Source organism: Pseudomonas sp. GV071 (genome assembly GCF_003050835.1).
Taxonomy (GTDB): Bacteria; Pseudomonadota; Gammaproteobacteria; order Pseudomonadales; family Pseudomonadaceae; genus Aquipseudomonas.
In genome coordinates, this window is the sequence record NZ_QAOJ01000001.1 from 793,026 (window position 1) to 813,099 (window position 20,074).

20 protein-coding genes are annotated in these 20,074 nt (G+C 62.5%); 14 read left to right on the top strand and 6 right to left on the bottom strand.

Annotation, left to right across the window (positions count from 1 at the left end; genetic code table 11):
* Positions 1-46: 46 nt before the first annotated feature.
* From C8K61_RS03505 to arsH, 11 genes are all read left to right on the top strand, one after another.
* Positions 47-970, top strand: a complete 924-nt coding sequence (locus C8K61_RS03505) for a pyridoxal-phosphate dependent enzyme (RefSeq protein ID WP_108094774.1) — start codon at positions 47-49, stop codon at positions 968-970.
* Between the two features lie 193 nt (positions 971-1,163).
* Positions 1,164-2,864, top strand: coding sequence for a circadian clock protein KaiC (kaiC, locus tag C8K61_RS03510; protein WP_108094775.1), 1,701 nt, complete (start codon positions 1,164-1,166; stop codon positions 2,862-2,864).
* On the top strand, positions 2,861-3,208 hold the full coding sequence (locus C8K61_RS03515; protein WP_108094776.1) for a circadian clock KaiB family protein: 348 nt from the start codon (positions 2,861-2,863) through the stop codon (positions 3,206-3,208). Before kaiC ends, C8K61_RS03515 begins: the two co-directional genes overlap by 4 nt.
* 68 nt (positions 3,209-3,276) lie before the next feature.
* The gene (locus tag C8K61_RS03520) at positions 3,277-3,546 is read left to right on the top strand and encodes a circadian clock KaiB family protein (RefSeq protein ID WP_108094777.1); all 270 of its coding nucleotides are present in this window, start codon (positions 3,277-3,279) and stop codon (positions 3,544-3,546) included.
* A gap of 10 nt (positions 3,547-3,556) precedes the next feature.
* On the top strand, positions 3,557-5,194 hold the full coding sequence (locus C8K61_RS03525) for a response regulator (protein ID WP_108094778.1): 1,638 nt from the start codon (positions 3,557-3,559) through the stop codon (positions 5,192-5,194).
* An 85-nt stretch (positions 5,195-5,279) separates the two neighbouring features.
* Positions 5,280-6,278, top strand: coding sequence for a hypothetical protein (locus tag C8K61_RS03530; RefSeq protein WP_108094779.1), 999 nt, complete (start codon positions 5,280-5,282; stop codon positions 6,276-6,278).
* A gap of 25 nt (positions 6,279-6,303) precedes the next feature.
* Entirely contained in the window at positions 6,304-7,311 is a 1,008-nt protein-coding gene (locus C8K61_RS03535; protein WP_108094780.1) for a hypothetical protein, read from the top strand.
* A gap of 47 nt (positions 7,312-7,358) precedes the next feature.
* Positions 7,359-7,751 (top strand): GFA family protein, encoded by a 393-nt coding sequence (locus C8K61_RS03540; protein ID WP_108094781.1) that lies wholly within the window; start codon positions 7,359-7,361, stop codon positions 7,749-7,751.
* Positions 7,752-7,914: 163 nt separating this feature from the next.
* Positions 7,915-8,256, top strand: a complete 342-nt coding sequence (locus tag C8K61_RS03545; RefSeq protein WP_108094782.1) for a metalloregulator ArsR/SmtB family transcription factor — start codon at positions 7,915-7,917, stop codon at positions 8,254-8,256.
* A 34-nt stretch (positions 8,257-8,290) separates the two neighbouring features.
* The gene (locus C8K61_RS03550) at positions 8,291-8,773 is read left to right on the top strand and encodes an arsenate reductase ArsC (RefSeq protein ID WP_108094783.1); all 483 of its coding nucleotides are present in this window, start codon (positions 8,291-8,293) and stop codon (positions 8,771-8,773) included.
* Positions 8,774-8,775: 2 nt separating this feature from the next.
* Entirely contained in the window at positions 8,776-9,471 is a 696-nt protein-coding gene (gene arsH, locus C8K61_RS03555; RefSeq protein ID WP_108094784.1) for an arsenical resistance protein ArsH, read from the top strand.
* A gap of 3 nt (positions 9,472-9,474) precedes the next feature.
* Here arsH and C8K61_RS03560 read toward each other — a convergent pair whose 3' ends face one another.
* The 6 genes from C8K61_RS03560 to C8K61_RS03585 all read right to left on the bottom strand — a co-directional run bounded on the left by C8K61_RS03560 (position 9,475) and on the right by C8K61_RS03585 (position 16,310).
* Complete coding sequence (locus tag C8K61_RS03560; RefSeq protein WP_108094785.1) at positions 9,475-9,921, bottom strand: anti-virulence regulator CigR family protein; 447 nt, start codon at positions 9,919-9,921, stop codon at positions 9,475-9,477.
* Positions 9,922-9,956: 35 nt separating this feature from the next.
* Positions 9,957-10,508: a biliverdin-producing heme oxygenase gene (locus C8K61_RS03565; RefSeq protein ID WP_108094786.1), complete on the bottom strand. Its 552-nt coding sequence runs from the start codon at positions 10,506-10,508 to the stop codon at positions 9,957-9,959.
* Positions 10,501-12,900 (bottom strand): hybrid sensor histidine kinase/response regulator, encoded by a 2,400-nt coding sequence (locus C8K61_RS03570; RefSeq protein WP_108094787.1) that lies wholly within the window; start codon positions 12,898-12,900, stop codon positions 10,501-10,503. Before C8K61_RS03570 ends, C8K61_RS03565 begins: the two co-directional genes overlap by 8 nt.
* A gap of 14 nt (positions 12,901-12,914) precedes the next feature.
* Positions 12,915-13,391, bottom strand: a complete 477-nt coding sequence (locus C8K61_RS03575; RefSeq protein WP_108094788.1) for a response regulator — start codon at positions 13,389-13,391, stop codon at positions 12,915-12,917.
* Positions 13,392-15,662 carry an ATP-binding protein gene (locus C8K61_RS03580; protein ID WP_108094789.1) on the bottom strand — a complete coding sequence of 757 codons (2,271 nt, stop codon included), beginning with the start codon at positions 15,660-15,662 and terminating at the stop codon, positions 13,392-13,394. It lies immediately after the preceding gene.
* A 117-nt stretch (positions 15,663-15,779) separates the two neighbouring features.
* Complete coding sequence (locus C8K61_RS03585; protein ID WP_108094790.1) at positions 15,780-16,310, bottom strand: DUF3087 family protein; 531 nt, start codon at positions 16,308-16,310, stop codon at positions 15,780-15,782.
* 210 nt (positions 16,311-16,520) lie between these two features.
* Here C8K61_RS03585 and C8K61_RS03590 point away from each other — a divergent pair, with 210 nt between their 5' ends.
* The 3 genes from C8K61_RS03590 to C8K61_RS03600 all read left to right on the top strand — a co-directional run bounded on the left by C8K61_RS03590 (position 16,521) and on the right by C8K61_RS03600 (position 20,062).
* A complete protein-coding gene (locus tag C8K61_RS03590) occupies positions 16,521-17,276 on the top strand; it encodes a hypothetical protein (protein ID WP_108094791.1) in 756 nt (251 codons plus the stop codon).
* A gap of 206 nt (positions 17,277-17,482) precedes the next feature.
* Positions 17,483-18,589: a polyamine ABC transporter substrate-binding protein gene (locus C8K61_RS03595; protein WP_108094792.1), complete on the top strand. Its 1,107-nt coding sequence runs from the start codon at positions 17,483-17,485 to the stop codon at positions 18,587-18,589.
* Between the two features lie 54 nt (positions 18,590-18,643).
* On the top strand, positions 18,644-20,062 hold the full coding sequence (locus tag C8K61_RS03600; protein WP_108094793.1) for an aminotransferase: 1,419 nt from the start codon (positions 18,644-18,646) through the stop codon (positions 20,060-20,062).
* The last annotated feature ends 12 nt before the right edge of the window (positions 20,063-20,074 follow it).

The following is a 20,074-nucleotide window of genomic DNA, read 5'->3' on the forward strand; positions in this document are numbered from 1 at the left end:
CGGGTGGTTATTCTCCCGGCCCTCTGTTCTGGAATCGAGGTTGACCATGGCGTTGCATATTCACACTCCGTTGCTGCAATCACGGCCGCTGAGCCTGCTTACCGGCAAGACCGTGTGGCTGAAAATGGAGGCGCTGCAGCCGGTTGGTTCGTTCAAGATCCGCGGCATCGGCGCCGTGTGTGAAACCTATGCGCGCCAAGGCAAAACCCGTTTCGTTTCATCCTCCGGTGGTAACGCCGGCATCGCTGCAGCCTATGCGGGCCGCCAGCTGAATATCCCGGTCACGGTGGTCGTGCCGGAAACCACCACCGCCCGTGCCAAGGCGCTGATCGAGCAAGAGGGCGCCGAGGTGATCGTGCACGGCGCCTCGTGGATGGAAGCCAACGCCCTGGCGCAATCGCTGCTGGACGACAGCAGCGCGTTTATCCACCCCTTCGACAACGCCGAAATGTGGGCCGGCCACGGCAGCCTGATCGACGAAGCGGTAGAGGCCGATATCGGCTTTGACTCGGTGATAGTCGCCGTTGGCGGTGGCGGCCTGTTGTCCGGGGTGATCGCCGGCCTGCAACGCAACGGCCTCGGCCAACTGCCGGTGCTGGCGGTGGAAACTAACGGCGCCGACTCCCTGGCGCAATCGGTGGCTGCCGGCAAACGCATCGAACTGCCCGCCATCACCAGTATCGCCACCTCCCTCGGCGCCAAAGCCGTGTGCGAAAACGCCTTCGCTGTTACCCAGCAGCACCCCGTGCGTTGCGCCACCGTGAGCGACGCTCAGGCCCTGGCGGCCTGCGAGCAATTCCTCCACGACCACCGCGTGCTGGTTGAACCGGCCTGCGCCGCTGCGTTGGCGACCTTGTACAGCGGCGACGCTGCGTTGCTCAGCGAATTCCAGCGGCCGTTGGTGGTGGTTTGTGGCGGCGCCACGGCGACCCTGGAGCAGATTCAGGCGTGGCGTAAACAGCTCGGCTGAGCCACTTTCAGCGTTCGTAGCGCAACCCTGCGCCGGCCAGCCTGGTCGGCGCTTTCGCAGGAAGGCGGCGCCGCACTGACATCAAACTGCTATACGAAAAATCGACCTTTTTCCGCTCACCGTAGTCGGAGTGTTAGGCGCTGGATGCCGTTGGGTATGCAGCCATCACACATGACTTTAAAGGTGACCTGATTTGGCCGAGACGCCAGCTGCCACTGCGCACACTGCAACACTCAAGAAGGTCGCGACCGGTATTGCCGGTTTCGACGAAATCACCCTGGGTGGCCTGCCCCAAGGCCGGCCGAGCCTGATTTGCGGCTATGCCGGCTGCGGTAAAACCCTGTTTGCCATGAGCTTCCTGGTCAATGGCGCCGTGCAATTCGGCGAGCCGGGGGTGTTCATGAGCTTCGAGGAACGTACCCAGGACCTGATCGATAACGTCGGGTCCCTGGATTACGACCTGCAGGCCCTGGTGGACCAGAAGCTCCTGGCCATCGACCACGTCTACGTCGACAGCAGCGAGATCGAGGAAACCGGCGAGTACGACCTCGAAGGCCTGTTCGTCCGCCTGGGTTACGCCATCGACAGCATCGGTGCCAAGCGCGTGGTGCTGGACACCATCGAAGCGCTGTTCTCCAGTTTTCAGGATGCTGCGGTATTGCGCGCCGAGCTGCGCCGTCTGTTCTATTGGCTGAAAGAGCGCGGCGTGACTGCGGTGGTGACCGGCGAGCGCGGGGAAGGGCTGCTGACCCGCTTCGGCATTGAGGAATACGTGTCCGACTGCGTGATCCTGCTGGACAACCGCGTTGTCGAGCAGATCACCACCCGCCGTCTGCGGGTGATCAAATACCGTGGCTCGTCCCACGGCACCAACGAATACCCGTTCTTTATCGACGAGCACGGCCTGACGGTGATGCCAGTTACCGCCGCAGGCCTCAACCACCAGGTGCTCGAGGATATCGTGCCCACCGGCATCGATGGCCTGGATCGCATGCTCGACCGTGGCGGCTACTACCGCGGCTCCAGCGTGCTGGTCAGCGGCCTGGCCGGTACCGGTAAAACCACCTTCGCCGCCAGCTTTATCCGCGCCAGTTGCCAGCGCAACGAACGCTGCCTGCTGTTTTCCTTTGAGGAAGCCGAAAGCCAACTGCTGCGTAATCTCGGCTCGGTGGGGTTGAAACTGAAGACCTACATCGACAGCGGGCTGCTTCGCGTGGAGTCGGCACGCCCGAGCCTGTATGGCCTGGAAGTGCACCTGGCGCGCATGTACCGGGAAATCGTCGAGTTCCAGCCGGAGTGCGTGATCATCGACCCGATCTCGGCCTTCCACGGCCCGCAGTCGGAGGTGCATGCCACGCTGTTGCGCCTGGTTGATCTGCTCAAAGAGCGCAACATCACCGCCGTGTTCACCAGCCTCAGCGACGCGAAAACCACCCGCGCCGAGCTGGATCGGGCGATTTCCTCGCTGATGGATACCTGGATTTCACTGTCCAGTGTCGAGGCGGACGGTGAATACAACCGCCTCCTCTACGTGCTGAAGTCGCGCGGTATGGGGCATTCGAACCAGATGCGCGAGTACCACATCGACGACAGTGGCATCACCCTGGTGAGCCCTTACGTCGGCCCCCATGGCGTGTTGACCGGTTCGGCGCGTCTCAACCAGGAAGCCCGCGAGCGGCGCGAAGGCGAAATCCGCAAACAACTGGTGGAGCAACGCAAACGCGAGCAACAGAAAAACCGCGCCCAACTGGAACGCAAGATTGCCGACATGCGCGCGGCGCTGGACGCCCAGGAGCAAGAAGAAGCGCTGCTGGATAACGATGAAAGTCGCCAATTGCAGACCGACGATGACATGCGTCGGCAATTGGCCCTGGCACGAGGAGTCGTCGAATGACTACCACCGATGTGCAACCTGTAGATGTGCAACCCATCGATGTCACGGCAGTCGGCCAACCCGGGCATTACGCCCTGCGCCTGTACATTGCCGGGCAAACACCGAAATCGGTCACCGCGCTGCGCAATCTTCAGCGCATCTGCGAGGAGTACCTGGCCGGGGTCTACACCATCGAGGTGATCGACCTGCGGGTAACTCCACAACTGGCGGCAGGCGATCAGATTCTCGCCTTGCCGACCTTGGTGCGGCATCTCCCCACGCCGCTGGTAAAAATCATTGGCGATCTGTCCAACACCGACAAAGTATTGGTCGGTCTGGATATTCGCCCAGAGCCGATCAATTGAGCCCACTGCCGCCCCGATCTCCACATGAGGCACCACCTGAGCCGGCATCTGCCGGCGCCGATACGCCAGTGGACGTTTGTGAGCTGCGTTTGTATGTGTCCGGCAACACCACACGCTCGACCCGGGCCATTCAGACCCTGCGGAGTCTGTGCGACAACCACCTGGCTGGCGCCTACTCCCTGGAGGTGATCGACATCTACCAGAACCCGAAGGCTGCGCGGGATGCGCAGATTATTGCCGTGCCCACCTTGATGAAACTCAAACCCATGCCCGTGCGTTTACTGATTGGCGATCTTTCCGACACCGCTACATTGCGTAGCGCCCTGGGCATCGAGTGAGGGGTAACCCATGATCGAGCGCACAGAAGGTATGAGCGACACCCAGTACATCCAGGCGCTGAGCGATAAGTTGCGCGAAGCCGAAGAAACCCTTGAGGCGATTCGCACCGGGGCTGTGGATGCGCTGTTTATCGACACCGGAGAGGGCGTCAGCGTCTACACCCTGGAAAGTGCCGACCGGCCCTATCGCACCCTGATCGAACAGATGCAGGAAGGCGCGGTAACCCTCTCGCTGGACGGCTTCGTGCTGTACGGCAACGAGCGACTGGGCGAGATCGTCCACCGCCCGCTGGAGAAGGTGCTGGCCTACGACTTCAGCGAATTCATCGCGCCGTCCGAGCGCGAACGGTTCCGCCAGTTTCTCTGCAACAGCGCTGAAGAGGCGGTGCGCGGCGAATTCAATTTGCTCTCGGCGGATGACCATCTCTTCCCGGCCTATCTGTCGTTTCGCGCCTTGGCGCTGGACAGCACCGATGAGCCGATCATCTGCGGCGTGGTCACCGACCTCACCGAACAGCGCCAGCTTGAGGCGCGTTTGAGCCAGGCGCAGAAAATGGAAGCGGTCGGGCAGTTGACCGGCGGCCTGGCCCACGACTTCAACAACCTGCTGCAGGGAATCAAAGGCAGCCTCGACCTGATCGCCCGCCGTCCCGACTCGGAAAAGGTGGTGAAGTGGACCGAGGCCGGGCTCAAAGCCGCCGACCGCGGCGCCAAGCTGACCGCACAATTGCTGGCGTTTTCCCGCTCGCAGAAGCTTGAGCTGCAGCCACTGCGAATCAACAACGTGATCCGCGACATGCACGATCTGTTGGTGCGCACCATCGGCACCACGGTGCGGATCAAGCTGAACCTTGAGCCGTCCGAGCAACTGGCGCTGAGCGACCCGACGCAGCTTGAACTGGCGATTCTCAACCTGGCCCTGAATGCCCGCGACGCGATGCCCACCGGTGGTTCCCTGACCATCACCACTCAGCACCACCCGGAGCCTGCCGAAGGTGCGCCCCATGGCGTCATGCAGGTGTGCGTGGCCGACACCGGCGTCGGCATGAGCGAGGAGGTGCGGCAGAAAGCCTTCAACGCGTTCTTCTCCACCAAAGGTATTGGCGCTGGCACCGGCCTGGGCCTGGCCCAGGTGCAAAGCATCGTCGAGCAATCCAACGGCCGGGTGTACCTGGTGTCTGCGCCGGGCAGCGGCACCCAGGTGTTCCTGACCATTCCGTACACCGCCGACAGCGAGCACATGGAAAAGCCGCTGGCCGTCAGCCACCCAGCGTTACCGCACAACGGCAAACGGGTGATGTTGATCGACGACGACCACGACGTGCGCCGGGTGGTCATCGACATGCTGGAAGTGCTCGGCCACCAGGTGCGCGAAGCCGACAGCGGCCTGGCCGGGCTGAAAATGATCGATGTGCAGGCGCCCGACGTGGTGCTGCTGGACTTCGCCATGCCGCACCTGAACGGCGCCGAAGTGGCGAAACTGCTGCGGGAAAAACACCCGGATCTGCCGCTGATCTTTATCAGCGGCTTCTCCGACACCGCCCAGTTGCAAGCCGCCGTCGGCAGCGGCGCGACTGTGTTGCGCAAGCCGTTCACCATTGACCGCTTGAACGAGATGCTGGAGCAGGTCGGGGAGGTTAGCGCGTAGGCGCGCCGATAGCCGGTCGGGCCCTCGGCCAGCTGGCGACTAGACTCCTGCTTCCTTGGAGAAGCACTTACAGGAGGTAACCGCCATGCGCCCCGTCCCTCAAGATGCCACCGACCTGCTGCAGGGCACCCTCGAGTCGCCCAGTAACGGCCCTGGGCAGAGCTCAATGCGCATCACCAATGCGTTGCCCTTCGGCGTGTATGTGTACGAACTCACCAGTACCGGTGATTTTGCCGGTTTGCCTAACAACGGCACCGCTGCCACGCCTGGCTCTCCCGGCGCATTACTGACCCCGGGCAACTCGCTCAACTTTGGGCAATACAACCAAGGTGCGTATTTTCTGGTGACGGCGGCTTACTCCGGCGGGTTTGTCTGCGTGTTCCAGGCCAACGAAAGCGGCAGCAACCTGGAGATCAACACCGAGCTGTTGCTTGAGCCCAACGCCATTGGCCCGATTCCCCAGCCCAACGCCACACAAGTGATACCGCCGGATTCGCAGTGCGTAGTGGTCGGCTGCGGCGTGGCAGGGCCCAACAATGCCGTGGCCGTGGTGCGCGAGCAGTATTGGCGACGCCTGCCGGACTCCTACACCATCGCCCCCGGGCAGAGCAAAACCATCAGTTTCACCACGGTCGAGGGCATGCAGAGCACCTCGTCCAGCCAGGTGACCATTGCCGCGCAGATCGGCACCAGTGCCTCGGCGGGATGGGGACCGGTGTCAGCCTCGGTATCGGCCAGCTTGAGTGCCTCGTCCACCACCTTTCAGCAACTGACCTTGAGCAGCGAAACCACCAGCTATGTCTCGGAAACCTTGACGGGCATGACCGCTAACAGCAGCGACGGCTCCGGGCCCACCACGCAGATGTACCTGTATTGGCAGCTGATGGACATCATCAATATCGTCGACCCCAGCAGCAATCTGGTGCTCGGCAGCATTGTCTCCGGGGCCAAACCAGTGGTGATTTCCGGGCCCTTCGACCCCAATGCACTGCCGCCGCTGCCCACGCCAGCACCGCAGGCCACCAGTGCCGCCGAGCGGCGCAAAACCTGGGTGGGCTCGCGCCTGGTACCGCGGGTGGCGTAAGCGGCGCATACACAGGGAGCGTGCGATGCCAGCGTTTTTGTTTCATCAGAATATGCGAACGCTCGGGCCAGCCTTGCCCTGGCGTATCCATGCCTATGGCGGCGGAGCAGTGCCACTGGTACCTATGGTGATGCCCGCAGGCGCAAACCCGATTGGCGCGTTCGGTGCGTTTGGTCAAATTGCGGCGGGGTTGGCACCTGGCAGTAACATTATTGTTGCCGGCCTTACCGAAATGGCGTCACCGGGCGTTTTAGGTTCCTTGCCGATGTTCAACCAGGCATTGGCGGGTGGGGGAATCCATCGTCAGCTGCTGGTTGCCTGCGGCAGCACCGCACTGGCCCGTGGGCGTCAGGAATACACCGCGTTGTTGTTCAAAGTCGCAGGCCCGGGAATTCGCATCCGCGTGCTTGAAGTGGGCCGCATTTCGCTCACTGTTTCGGGCAACGCAAGCTCGGTGGCTGTCGACCGAGCGCCTGCTGCGCCGCCAGTCGGTCCCAGGCCCTGGGCTGCGTGGCAGGCATGGGCACAGACTTTTCCAGCTGCAACTTCCGACTTCCGCGCCCTGGTATATGCCGTTGTGCAAGTGCCTGGCGTCGGTACCATTGGCGTCGCGTATCTGCACAACATGTACACCCTCGACGCTGAACGGAATTTGATGGCCGGCAAGTTGGCGCAGATGATGAGCTCACTCAAGGTGAGGGTCGGACGCCTGGCTCCTGCGGGCAACCCCAATAACGTGTACCTGGGTGGCGACTTCAATGTCGAACCGACCAACAGGCGTGGCGGCGTCCGCAGCTTGGAGTTGCATGTCTACGACAGCGTTGCCTTTCCCCTCTATCACTCGCAGCCAAATGGCACCACGTGGAACGGGCGCTTGTACGATTATTGGTACTCAGACGTTCCGCCCCCCGTGCTGCCGGCGATACTTCCACGTGCCTCTGCAAACAATCTGACCCGCGACTGTGGCAGAGGAGCGCAGGATTGTTGGGAGTTGATGTCTGACCACTCGGCGATCTTGCTGGAGATCGGTTAAGCCGGCGTTCTGCGCGTAGTACTGAAAATAACGGAGTACCACACACCATGCAGCACTACAGCGGCGGTTGCCTGTGCGGCGACGTGCGAATTGTGGCGTTCGGCCAACCGTACCGAGTGGGCCTGTGCCACTGCCTGGACTGCCGCAAACACCACGGCGCGTTGTTCCATGCCTCAGCGGTATTTCCCCAGGAAGCGGTGACCGTCGAAGGCGCAACTGGTGACTACGCCGGGCGGCATTTCTGCCCACGCTGCGGCTCCTCGGTGTTTGCCCGCAGCGGTGATGAAGTGGAAGTGAACCTCGGCGCCTTGGACGCGCCGGATCAATTGACCCCCACCTACGAAAATTGGATGGTGCGGCGCGAAGCCTGGTTGCCGGCGTTTCCGTTTAAACGTCATTACGAGGGTGATCGTGACCCGAGCTCGCGGTATGAGGACTAAGCGCCTGCAGCGGTTAGGAATGCCACCCCTCATGTGCCTTCGGCCTTGGCTTGGGCACGCTGAAAATAGGCTGACTGGATCATGCGCAATGCTTAGGGGTTTACCTTATATGCGAATTTCCATATATTCGGTTTCCCGTATGTAGCAAGCAGGTCCTGCCCGAATGACTCCCACCACGCTATTCAAATCTCTGGCCGATGAAACACGGCTACGCGCGGTGCTGTTGATCGTGCGTGAGGGCGAGTTGTGTGTGTGCGAGTTGATGAGTGCGTTGAATGACAGCCAGCCCAAGGTGTCGCGTCATCTGGCGCAGTTGCGGGCGAGCGGTTTGTTGCTGGATAGGCGCCAGGGGCTGTGGGTGTATTACCGGCTCAATCCGCAGTTGCCGGGCTGGGCGCTGGCGGTGCTGAACACTTCGCTGGAGGGCAATGCCGCCTGGCTGGAAGACAACCTCAGCCGCTTGCAACACATGAGCGATCGCCCTGTGCGCAGCGTTTGCTGCTGATCGCCAACCTCACCCCGTGATGGAATCTGACTCGATGAAAGTATTGTTTATGTGTACCGCCAATAGCTGCCGCAGCATCCTCAGCGAGGCGGTGTTCAATCACCTGGCGTCGCCACCTTTTGTGGCGGTCAGTTCCGGCAGTTTCCCCAAGGGCCAGGTGTTGCCACAAAGCTTGCAGACCCTGCGCGAGGCCAACATTGCCGTCGAGGGGCTGTACAGCAAAGGTAACGACGCTTTTGCCGACAGCCCGCCCGATATCGTCATCACCGTGTGCGACAACGCCGCCGGTGAAGCTTGCCCGGTGTATTTCGGCACCGCGCTGAAGGCGCATTGGGGCTTGGCCGATCCGTCCCATGTCAGCGGTAGCGCGGAGGAGGTGAGCGCCGCGTTTAACGCCACCCTGGCAATTATCGAACGGCGCTGCCAGGCCTTTCTGGCGTTGCCATTTTCAACCCTGGATCGGGCCAGTCTGCAGGCTGAATTGACCCGTATCGGCACGCTGCGAGCTCAGGAGTAGCCATGTCCAGCGATCTGCCCAACCTCGACCATCACCTGATCAACGCAACTGTCGCCGGTAGCGCCGAAGGCCAGCCGCCGCGGATTCTGTTGCTGTACGGTTCCACCCGGCAACGCTCGTTCAGCCGGCTGCTGGTGGAGGAGGCGGCGCGTCTGCTCGAGCACTTTGGTGCTGAGACGCGCATCTTCAATCCGTCCGGTTTACCGCTACCTGACGACGCACCTAGCGACCACCCCAAGGTGCAGGAACTGCTGGAGCTGATGCAGTGGTCGGAAGGCCAGGTCTGGTGCTCGCCGGAGCGCCATGGCGCGATGTCGGCGGTGTTCAAGGCGCAGATCGACTGGGTGCCGTTGGCCATTGGTGCCATCCGTCCCACGCAAGGCAAGACCTTGGCGGTGATGCAGGTGTCCGGTGGTTCGCAGTCGTTCAATGCGGTGAATCAGATGCGTGTGCTGGGCCGCTGGATGCGCATGTTCACCATCCCCAATCAGTCGTCGGTGCCCAAGGCCTTTCTCGAGTTCGATGGGCAGGACCGCATGAAGCCGTCGGCGCTGTACGACCGGGTGGTGGATGTGATGGAGGAGTTGGTGCGCTTCACCCTGTTGCTGCGTGGGCGGCCGGACCTGGTCGACCGCTATTCGGAGCGCAAGGAGACGGCTGAAGCGCTGTCGAAACGGGTCAACCAGGCCACGATCTGAACCTCAATCAAAGGCGCCGTTGAGCACCTCGTAAATGATCCCGGTGGCGATGGCAACCAGGATCAGGTCGGTGCCGGCTTGTTGCCATTCGTAGCCGTCGTAGCGGGGCAGTTTGCCCAGCAGGCGGCCGTCGAGTTTCTTGGCGATGCCGGGCGGCAGTGGTTTGCCTCTGGCGAGGTTCTTCTGGATGCCGGGCGGTAGCGACGAAGTGGGTGTCCAGTAGTCGCGGTAGCCGCCGATCACGCCGAAGATGTTATTGCGGTCGATGCTCGGGCCGCCGCTCCAGTCGTTGCTGCCGCCTTTGTCGTTTTTGCCGCCCTGGCCGGAGTGGCTGTTGCCGTTGTTTTTGTCCTTGCCCTTGCCGTTGCCGGGATCAGCCAGGGCCGAGGTCGAGGCAATCAGCAGGGCCAGGCAACTGGCCAGGGCAATTCGTGTGCGTGATGTGAACATGGCAGTACTCTCAAATGGGGAATGCCCCGTACCTGTCAGAGTTTAGCTTCAGCGCTGGCGGATGCGGCGCGAATAAACAGGCCAAACGCATCCTCCACGCCTTGCTGCAACTCCCTCTCATCGCAGCCGTGCGCCTGGCTTTCCAGGCGCTGCAAAAAGCCTGGCCACAGGCCCTGGTCAGCGGCGTGGTCGAGGTAGTGCATGGGGGCGCCGGGTTGCGCCGCTTGCAGGCGGCGGGCCAGGAGTTTGCCGCCCAGGCGCGAGCCTTCCAGCACATACAGCGCGCCCCAACACCAACCGGGGCCGCCCCGTGGGGTGATGGTCAATGCCGGCGCCGGTTCGCAGTTCAGCGCCTGCAGGTCGGCGCGCAGGGCATTGCTGCGTTGGCGTGCCGGCCAGTCGTCGAGCAACTGCGAGACGCCTTGTTGCGCCAGGCAGTCCTCCAGGCTGAACAGGGCCGCCGCGTGGGCCTGAAGAAACTGCCGATAGCCCTCTGCGGTTTCCAGGGTAAGGGCGGAAAACGCCGTGTCGACCTGATGGTGCAACGCGCCGCCCCACAGGCGTAGACGCTGGCGCAGGTTATCCATGCTTGGCCACCGAGCGCAGGGCCTGAACGATCTTGCTCACCAGTTGTTCCTCGCTGAAGGGTTTCTGAATCACCGGGCTGTCGCCAAGCCCCAGCGATTCAAGGTCGGCATAGCCGCTGATAAACACGATAGGCAGCAGCGGCTGCTGCACGGCCACCACCCGCGCCAGTTCGCCACCGTTCATGCCGGGCATGGCGAAGTCGGCCAGCAGCAGGTCGACCTCGGTGGTGGTCAGCAGGTGCAGGGCGCGGGCGCCTGAGTCGGCTTCGGTCACCTGAAAGCCCAGGCGGCGCAGCATCTGCGCGGTGACGTCGCGCACGGCGGGGTCATCGTCAACCAATAGAATGCGCTGCCCGCCGCTGAGCACCTCAGCGGTATCTTCTGCGCTGGCCGTGCTACTGCTCGCTGCGTTGGCGGCGGTGCGTGGCAGGTACACCTGCACGGTGGTGCCGACGCCTTGTTCGGTAAAAATCCGCGCACCACCACCCGACTGCTTGGCAAAGCCGAACACCTGGGCCAGGCCAAGGCCCGAGCCCTTGCCGATTTCCTTGGTGGTGAAGAACGGCTCGAAGGCTTTTTGCAGGACGTCCGGGCTCATGCCGGTACCGGTGTCCGATACCGACAGCATCACGTAGTCGCCCGGGCCGGGTTCTTCGGCGCTTTGTGCGGCCTGGGTGATGGTCACGTTGGCCGTGGCGAGGGCCAGTTGGCCGCCATCTTTCATCGCGTCGCGGGCGTTGATCGCCAGGTTGAGGATGATCATGTCGATCTGCGTCGGGTCGACCAGCGCATGCCAGAGGTCGGTCTGCGCCTGAATCGCCACGCTGATGCGCCCGCCGAGGGTGCTTTTCAGCAGGGTGTGCAGGTTGTTCAGGGTTTCGTTGAGGTCCAGCGGCGCCGGTGCCAGCTGCTGGCGGCGGGCGAAGGCGAGCAACTGGCTGGTGAGGGTGGCGCCACGCTCGCCAGCAGTGATGATGTGGTTGACCCGGCGCAGGCTGGTTTCTGCCGGGGTGCCGCGTTCGAGGTCGCGCTGCAGAAAGTTGGCGCTGGTGAGGATCACCGTGAGCAAGTTGTTGAAGTCGTGGGCGACGCCGGCTGTGAGCTGGCCGACCGCTTCCAGGCGCTGCATCTGGCGCAAGGTGGCTTCGACGTTTTCCCGTTCCTGAATCTGTTGGCGCAGGGCGGTGTTGGCGTTGGCCAGTTTGTCGATGTTGGCGATTTCATTGCTGATATCGCGGCCCGCCACATAGGCGCGGCCGGCGTCCGGCACGGCGCTCCAGGCGATCCAGCGGTAACTGCCGTCACGGTGGCGCAGGCGGTTGACGAAGCGGTCGGCGACCTGGCCGCGGCGCACGGTGGCCATCGCCACGCGGCTGCTGCGCACGTCATCGGCGTGGGTCATGGCCACCAATGGCAGGCCCAGCAGCTCTTCCGGGTGCCAGCCGAGAATGCTCTGCCAGGCTGGATTGACGGCCAGGGTGGTGGAATCGAAGGTGGTCACCGCCAGCAAGTCGCGCGACAGCTCCCAGGTGCGGTCACGTTCTCGGGTGCGCTCCTGCACACGCTCACCGAGGGTTTCGTTCAGCTGCCGCAGCGCTTCGGTGGCCGCACGCTGTTCGGTGATGTCCATCACCACGCCGACAAAACGGCTGCACTGGCCCTGGTCGAAAAACGCCTGGCCGCGCATTTCCAGCCAGCGCTGACGGCCATCGGGCAGGTGGATGCGATAGGGCATGGCAAAGTCAGGGTGGTGCGGGTCGCTGGTGACCGCCTGGATGCTGGCGCGCAGCGCCGGCAAATCGTCGGCATGGCACAGGCGCTCGAACAGGCCCATGTCCAGCGGCTCATCACCTTCCAGGCCGCACATGGCACGGTAACGGTGGTCGCAGCGCAGTTGGCCGCTGCGGGGCTCGTAGTCCCACATGCCCAGGCCGGCAGCTTCCACCGCCAGGCGGGCGCGGGCGCCGATCTCCTGCAGGGCCTGTTCGGCCTGCTGGCGACGACGTCGTTCGTTGACCTCGGCGAGGGCGCGATTAACAGCTTTGGGCAGCAGCGACAGGTTCTGTTTCAACACATAGTCGACGGCGCCGGCGCGCATCATGTTCACCGCGTTTTCCTCGCCATAGACGCCGGAGAGAAAAATGAACGGCGTTTTCGGCGCCAGGCGCTGGGCTTCTGCCAGGGCCTGGCTGCCGGAAAAACCGGGCAGGATGAAATCGGCCAGAATCAGGTCGAACTCGCGCTGCTCAAGAGCGTTGATCACCCCGGCATGGTCGTAGACCAGCTCGGTATTCAGGCTGTAACCGGCGCGTTCAAGCGCCAGTTGCGCCAGTTCAGCGTCGTGCGGGCTGTCTTCTATCAGCAACAGGCTGATGGGGTTGGGCAGGGGCATTGACCGTCCTGAGTTCAGTCGTGCGATTCATCGGGCTTGCGCGGGCGTTTCAGGCGCAAGGAGCCGGGTGGCGGTTCGTTAAGCACCGCCCAGAACACCCCGAGATCAGAAATGGCGGCGACAAAATCACGGAATTCGACCGGCTTCACCACGTAGGCGTTAACGCCCATTTCGTAGGCGCGCATCAGGTCGGGCTCCTCCCGCGAGGAGGTCAGCATGACCACCGGAATGCTGCGCAGCGCCGGGGTTTCGCGCACGGTCTTGAGCACTTCCAGACCGTCGACTTTCGGCAGCTTGAGGTCAAGCAACAGCACCGCCGGATTGCCGTCGGCGCGGTTCTGGTATTCCCCACGGCGCAGCAGGTAGTCGAGGGCTTCGGCGCCGTCGCGTTTGATCACGACATCGTTGGCCAACTGGCTGCGCTCAAGCGCCACCAGGGTCAGTTCCAGATCGTTGGGGTTGTCTTCAACGAGAAGGATGGGTTTGAGCATTTAGGTGTTCCGGTCATCAGGTGGAGTGGTGTAGGTCAATCGTGGCAGTGCAAAGAAAAAGGTCGCGCCCTGGTCGATGCGGCCGTCGGCCCAGACCCGGCCGCCATGGCGTTCGATAATCCGCCGCACGCTGGCCAGGCCAATGCCGGTGCCTTCGAACTCTTCCATGCGGTGCAGGCGCTGGAACACGCCGAACAGTTTGTTGGCGTACTGCATGTCGAAGCCGACGCCGTTGTCGCGGATAAACACCACGGTTTCGTCGGCATCCTGGGTGGCGCCCATTTCGATGATCGTCTGCTCGCGGCGGCTGCTGTATTTGAGGGCGTTGCTCAGCAGGTTGCGCAGCACCATATGCAAAAAGGAGGCGTCTGCGACCACCACCGGCAGCGGCTGAATGCGCCACTCGACCTGGCGCTGGTCGTAGTCGGGGCGCATTTCTTCGCGAATCGAGCTGACCATGGCGTCGAGGTCGACATCCGACAGGTGCAGCGCCGAGCGGCCCATCTGCGAAAAACTCAGCAGGTTGTCCACCAGCACCCCGGCAAACCGCGCGGCCTCGCTGATATTCAGCAGAAAACGTTTGCCGCGCTCGCTCAGCTGTTCGCCTTCCAGCTCACCGAGCAGTTCGGTGTAACCGGCGATATGGCGCAGTGGCGCGCGCAAGTCGTGGGACACGCTGTAGGAGAACGATTCGAGCTCCTTGTTGCTCTCGCGCAACTCACCGGCCAGCGCGGCCATTTCCTCGGCCTTGCGCAGCACGATGCCGAGCACCGCGTTGCGCAGCTCCAGCGCGCCTTCACATTCCGCTGCTTCCCACGGCGCGCTGTAGCCTCGCACCACCTCGCGCCAGGTGTCGAAGCTGTGGCGGGGGGAGAGGGCGCCGCTGGCCTGGTCGAGCTGTTTGTTCGGCTGCCCGGCCCATTTCACCGTTTGCACCTGTTCCTGGCGGAACCAGATCAGGTAGTGCGCATGCAGCTTGGAAATCGACACCGCCAGCACCCCGGCGCTGTGCGCGGCCAGCTCGGGCAACTGCGGTACGTCGCGGCCAATGTTGTCGCTGCTGAACAGCGGGCCACGCTCCTGGCTGCCGAGCCAGTGCGCCAGGGCGATGATCTGTTCGTCCGCCGGCGCAGCACCAACGCTCACGCAGGTATCAGCGGTAACCACCGCCGCGCCTTGCGCCTTGGCAAACGCCAGCACCACATCGGGCAGGTTGCGGAAACCGTCGGTGACGCTGTCGTAGTCGGCCATGCCGGCCAACAGGCGCACGATCAGGTGGCGCAGTTCGAGTTTGCGCTGGGCCTGTCGGCCGCTTTCAGTGGCGTCGATCTGCAGCGCCAGAATGCGCGCCAGCAACTCGCAGGTGGTGCGGGTCTTGTGGCTGAGCTGGCGCGGGTTGGCGTCGTGGCACGAGATCAGCCCCCAAAGGCGGTCGCGGACCACAATCGACACCGACATCGACGCCAGCGTGCCCATGTTGCGCATGTACTGCAGGTGCACCGGCGATACGCTGCGCAAGGAGGCAAAACTGAGGTCTAGCGGTTGCTGGTCGAGCGGGCTGAGCTCGGGCACCATCGGCGAGGGTTGGTAGGTGGCATCCGGAATCAGGCGGATCAGGTTCTTGCAATACAACTGGCGGGCCTGGGCGGGAATGTCCGAGGCCGGAAAACGGTGGCCGAGGTAGCTGGCGTACTCAGGCTCAGCCCGTTCGGCGAGCACTTCACCATTGCCATCGTCGTCGAAGCGGTAGGCTTTGACCCGGCCAAAACCGCTGATCCGGCTCAGCTCGTTGACCGCCAATTGGCAGATCGCTTCAAGGTCTTTGGCCGCATGCAGCTCGGCAACAAAGGTGCGCATCAGCGGGTAGAGAATGCCGTAAGCCTCGCCAGGGTTACTGGCCTGCTCGAATTCGAGGATCAGTTGCTGCCCCAGGCGGTGACCCATCAGGGCGAAACTGCGTGCCTGCGCCGTGCCCTGGAAAAACCGCACATCACCGAGGTGGAAGGGGTTCAGGTCATCACTCGACAACCCGGCCAGGCGCGCCGGCAGCTCGGGGTCGTCAATCAACTCGGGCAGCGCCAGCCCCAACAGACTGGACGCTTGCAGGCCGAGCCAGGTGCTGACATTGGCGCTCACTTGCAGCACCCGCAGGTCGGCTTCGGCTACCACCAGCAGGAAACCGTGGGGCTGAATACCGCCGGGGATATGAATCGGCTCGTCGGCACAGCGCTCCACAGCGGCGGTCAACGTGTCAGGGAAGGGGCTGCTCATGATGAGTCCTTTCAGACCGAAGCCACGATGAATGGACAGGTAATACGGCTCGGCACCAGATCAGAGCGGCTGGTGCGAAAAATGGTTCGAAGAAAAATTCAGTGTCTGATTAGCGGTTTACGCCTTGCTCAGGCCCTTGACCGTCGCCAGCCATTGCGGCTGCAGACGGGGTTGATCGGTATCCAGCCCCAGCGCCTGCATGGCGTCTTTATGGGCATCGATCTCGTGGGTCATCTGGCTCAGGGAGCTGGTGTTGGCCTCCAGCAGGTACATCTGCGTCAGCCCCTGGTGATAAAAACGCAGCAGCTTCATCGCGTCCGGGTTCTGCGCTTTAACCCCCACTTCAACCTGGTGCATCACATTGGTCACGCTCATCAACGCGCGCTTCAACTGCCAGCCATACACCGCCGCGCTCATCCAAGGCTGCGACCACAGCTTGAGTTTGAATAACGCCGCACACGCCAGCACCGCCGCCACTACGCCGCCCGCGTTCCAACGGAAGTTATCGCCACCGGGGGTGCCAAACAGCAGCACCGCCAGGCTCGACAGCAACATGGCCAGGGCAATGAAGATCACTGCCACGATCAAGGTGCTGCGACGGGTTTGCTGGCGGTAGGTTTCGGGGTTGAAGGGCTGGATTTCGAACATGGGGCAGGGCTCCGGGGTGAATGCGCGGCGGCATTATCACCCCATTGGCCGGCAAACGCGTGCGGTGCGTGCGCGCACCCGGCTGCTATTCCCGCCGGGCATGGCTATGAAATATCAGGATAAGGGCCGGCGCCCGGGGCGCTCATAGAATCGAGGCGCAACCTCACGGACACCACTCCCTCTTGCTGCTCGATTCAAGGAACAGAAGCCATGCGTTTGTTTGCGATTGTGTTGGGCGCCCTCAGTTTGAGCCTGAGCGCCAATGTCATGGCCCAGGGTTCGGCGTCTTTGGAGTCGGTGCAATTGAATGCCTGCCGCAGCATCAACAGCTTTTTGCTGATGCGCGGCGAAGGGGTGCAAGACGCCGATGTGGCAACCTTCGAGCAGGATCTGCAGGGGCTGACGGCGAGCTTCGAGCAGTTGCCGCCCGACCAGCACAGCGCATTGGCGCCCAGTTACCAGTACCTGCTGAGTGTGCTGGCTGAGGGGCGCCGCTATGGCCCGCACGAAGATGACATGCCTTGGCGTTACCCCAGTGAACTGGGCCAGGCGCTGCTGACCTTCCTGGAGGCGGCCGATCAGCGCAGCGCCGAACAGGCCGATCCGTTGCTGCACACCGCGTTGAAACTGGAGTTTCTCACCCTGCAATACAGCGCCCTGGCGTACTTCGGCTACCTCGACGTCAACCCCTTGCGCGGTGAGCGCTACGTCAACCAGAACGAAACCGTGCTGTTGCCGGAACTGGATGCGGAGATGGCTCAGGCCTTGCCGCTGATGGAGCAACGCCAGCCACAACAAGCGTCGCGTCTGCAGGCCAATTGGTCATACGTGCGCGCCGCCCTCGGCGACTTCAACAGCGGCAAGTCCGGGCGCGTGGGTAACTCCGGCAAGCCGCTGGCGCCACTCGTAACCAGCCGCCATGCGCGTTACCTCACCGAGCAACTGGAACGTATGGCGGCGCCTTGAGCGCTGGTTTTCCCTGAGCATTGGCAGGGAACTACCGCCTGAAAAGCACCGAGGCTGAAGCCTCTCCCACAGGCAGCGTGCGTCACTGTGGAAGAGGCTGCGGCAGCGAACCTACCCATTCAGGGTATGGTCCCCCCATCCATTTCCCTCAATAGTGCTGTCACTCGCTCATCCTGGGCAGATGACACTCACAAGGTGAAATGACTATGGGTAAGGTGTTGGCGTTTGTCGTTCGCTGTTCCCTCTGTGTGACCCTCACCGCGCCGGCGTTTGCTGCGCAGGAGGAGGGCGCCAATACCTTGCGGCTGTTCAACTGGGCCGATTACATTGGCGAAAACACCCTGGCCGATTTCGAGAAGGCCAGTGGCATCAAGGTGATTTACGACACCTTCGACGCCTACGAAACCGTGCAAGCCAAGCTGCTTACCGGCCGTTCCGGCTACGACCTGGTGATGCTCAATGCCTCCCTGGTGCCGCCTTTGATCAGTGCCAAGGTGTTCCAGCCGCTGGATAAAAAGCAGCTGCCGAGCCTGGCCAACCTCGACCCGGAGGTGGTGAAGAACCTGCAGGGCTACGACCCACAGCTGACCTACTCGGCGCCTTATACCTGGGGCAGCAACGGCGTTACCTATAACGTCGACAAGATCAAAGAGCGCATGCCCGATGCGCCCATCGGTTCGCTGGCGATGATCTTTGACCCCAAGGTGGTGTCGCGCTTCGCCGACTGCGGCGTGACGCTGCTGTCTGCGCCCACCGAAGTCATCCCCCTGGCCCTGCAATACCTGGGGCGCGATCCGCGCAGCGCCGAGCCGGACGACCTCAAGGCGGTAGAGGCACTGTTGCTCAGCGTGCGCCCGTACATCCGCAAATTCGACTCGGTGAACTACCTCAACAGCCTGCCCAATGGCGATGTGTGCATGGCCATGACCTGGTCCGGCGACTATGCCACCGCCCAGGCCCGCGCCGAGGAAGCCGGGCTGAAGATCAAGCTGGCGTACTTCATTCCCAAGGAAGGCTCGCTGATCTGGTTCGACAACCTGTACATCCCGGCAGACGCGCCGCATACCGCCAACGCCCACAAGTTTCTCGAGTACTTACTGCAGCCGCAGGTGATGGCGGACGTGTCCAACTACATCCACTACGCCAACAGCAACGCCAAGGCCACTGCCTTGCTGAATGCAGATGTGCGTGACGACCAGGCGATCTACCCCGATGCGCAAACCCGCGAACGCCTGTTCCCGCAGAAAACCCACAACACCAAGGAAAGCCGCGCCATCACGCGGGTGTGGAACACCATCAAGACCGGCATGTAAGCCAGTCGTTGCAACGCTTCAAACCCTCAATTATTGGTTGTGCAGGTAACGGTTATGGCTACTCCAACTCAGGCTTTTTTTGATGGCTTTGCAAACGCGGACCTGGTCGAAGCCGACAAGGCGCACTACATGCACGGCTACCACGTGTTCGATGAGCACCGTGAACAGGGCGCGCTGAACATTGTGGCCGGTGAGGGCGCCTATATCTACGACACTGCTGGCAACCGCTTCCTCGATGCGGTGGGTGGCATGTGGTGCACCAACATCGGTTTGGGCCGTGAAGAAATGGCCCTGGCAATTGCCGACCAGGTGCGCAAGCTGGCCTACGCCAACCCGTTCTGCGACATGGCCAACAACGTCGCCATCGACCTGTGTAAAAAGCTCGCCAGCCTGGCACCGGGCGACCTGGACCATGTGTTTCTCACCACCGGCGGCTCCACCGCCGTGGACACGGCTTACCGGCTGATCCAGTACTACCAGAACTGCCGCGGCAAGCCGGAGAAGAAACACGTCATTGCCCGTTACAACGCCTACCACGGCTCCACCACGCTGTGCATGCAGATCGGCAACAAGGCCGCCGACCGCGTGCCGGAGTTCGACTACGGCAACGAGCGTATTCACCACATCTCAAACCCCAACCCCTACCGCGCACCCCAGGGGATGAACGAGGAGCAGTTTGTTGACTACCTGATCGCCGAGTTCGAAGACAAGATCCTCAGCATCGGCGCCGACAAGGTAGCGGCGTTTTTTGCCGAGCCGATCATGGGCTCCGGTGGCGTGATCATCCCGCCCGCCGGCTACCTGAAACGCATGTGGGAGGTGTGCCAGACCTACGACATTCTGTTTGTGGCAGACGAAGTGGTGACCTCCTTTGGCCGCCTCGGTACCTTCTTCGCCAGCGAGGCGTTGTTTGGTGTGCAGCCGGACATCATCACCACCGCCAAGGGCCTGACCTCGGCCTACCTGCCACTGGGCGCGTGCATCTTCTCCGAGCGCATCTGGAAGGTGATCGACGAGCCGGGCAAGGGCCGCTGCTTCACCCACGGCTTCACCTACAGCGGCCACCCGGTGTGCTGCACCGCGGCGCTGAAGAACATCGAGATCATCGAGCGGGAAAACCTGCTGGCCCACGTCAATGATGTCGGTGGTTACCTGGAGCAGCGCCTGGCGACCCTGCGCGAGTTGCCGTTGGTGGGCGATGTGCGCTGCAAAAAACTCATGGCCTGTGTCGAGTTCGTCGCGGATAAACGCAGCAAGGCGCTGTTCCCGGAAGCGCTGAACATCGGCGAGAAGATTCACACCAAGGCCCAGGCTCGCGGCCTGCTGGTACGGCCGATGGTGCACCTCAACGTGATGTCGCCGCCGCTGATCATCACCCGCGCCCAGGTTGACGAGATCGTTGAAACCTTGCGCGAGTGCATTCTCGAAGTGGCCGATGAGCTGAGCCTCGCTGGCCAGTACGCGGGGCAGTGACCATGAGTGTAT

Excerpts from the sequence above, each read along its gene's own strand:
- C8K61_RS03505 (WP_108094774.1), top strand. The coding sequence starts at position 47 with ATGGCGTTGCATATTCACACTCCGTTGCTGCAATCACGGCCGCTGAGC.
- C8K61_RS03515 (WP_108094776.1), top strand. The coding sequence starts at position 2,861 with ATGACTACCACCGATGTGCAACCTGTAGATGTGCAACCCATCGATGTC.
- C8K61_RS03525 (WP_108094778.1), top strand. The coding sequence starts at position 3,557 with ATGATCGAGCGCACAGAAGGTATGAGCGACACCCAGTACATCCAGGCG.
- C8K61_RS03530 (WP_108094779.1), top strand. The coding sequence starts at position 5,280 with ATGCGCCCCGTCCCTCAAGATGCCACCGACCTGCTGCAGGGCACCCTC.
- C8K61_RS03535 (WP_108094780.1), top strand. The coding sequence starts at position 6,304 with ATGCCAGCGTTTTTGTTTCATCAGAATATGCGAACGCTCGGGCCAGCC.
- C8K61_RS03540 (WP_108094781.1), top strand. The coding sequence starts at position 7,359 with ATGCAGCACTACAGCGGCGGTTGCCTGTGCGGCGACGTGCGAATTGTG.
- C8K61_RS03545 (WP_108094782.1), top strand. The coding sequence starts at position 7,915 with ATGACTCCCACCACGCTATTCAAATCTCTGGCCGATGAAACACGGCTA.
- C8K61_RS03550 (WP_108094783.1), top strand. The coding sequence starts at position 8,291 with ATGAAAGTATTGTTTATGTGTACCGCCAATAGCTGCCGCAGCATCCTC.
- arsH (WP_108094784.1), top strand. The coding sequence starts at position 8,776 with ATGTCCAGCGATCTGCCCAACCTCGACCATCACCTGATCAACGCAACT.
- C8K61_RS03560 (WP_108094785.1), bottom strand. The coding sequence starts at position 9,921 with ATGTTCACATCACGCACACGAATTGCCCTGGCCAGTTGCCTGGCCCTG.
- C8K61_RS03565 (WP_108094786.1), bottom strand. The coding sequence starts at position 10,508 with ATGGATAACCTGCGCCAGCGTCTACGCCTGTGGGGCGGCGCGTTGCAC.
- C8K61_RS03570 (WP_108094787.1), bottom strand. The coding sequence starts at position 12,900 with ATGCCCCTGCCCAACCCCATCAGCCTGTTGCTGATAGAAGACAGCCCG.
- C8K61_RS03575 (WP_108094788.1), bottom strand. The coding sequence starts at position 13,391 with ATGCTCAAACCCATCCTTCTCGTTGAAGACAACCCCAACGATCTGGAA.
- C8K61_RS03580 (WP_108094789.1), bottom strand. The coding sequence starts at position 15,662 with ATGAGCAGCCCCTTCCCTGACACGTTGACCGCCGCTGTGGAGCGCTGT.
- C8K61_RS03585 (WP_108094790.1), bottom strand. The coding sequence starts at position 16,310 with ATGTTCGAAATCCAGCCCTTCAACCCCGAAACCTACCGCCAGCAAACC.
- C8K61_RS03590 (WP_108094791.1), top strand. The coding sequence starts at position 16,521 with ATGCGTTTGTTTGCGATTGTGTTGGGCGCCCTCAGTTTGAGCCTGAGC.
- C8K61_RS03595 (WP_108094792.1), top strand. The coding sequence starts at position 17,483 with ATGGGTAAGGTGTTGGCGTTTGTCGTTCGCTGTTCCCTCTGTGTGACC.
- C8K61_RS03600 (WP_108094793.1), top strand. The coding sequence starts at position 18,644 with ATGGCTACTCCAACTCAGGCTTTTTTTGATGGCTTTGCAAACGCGGAC.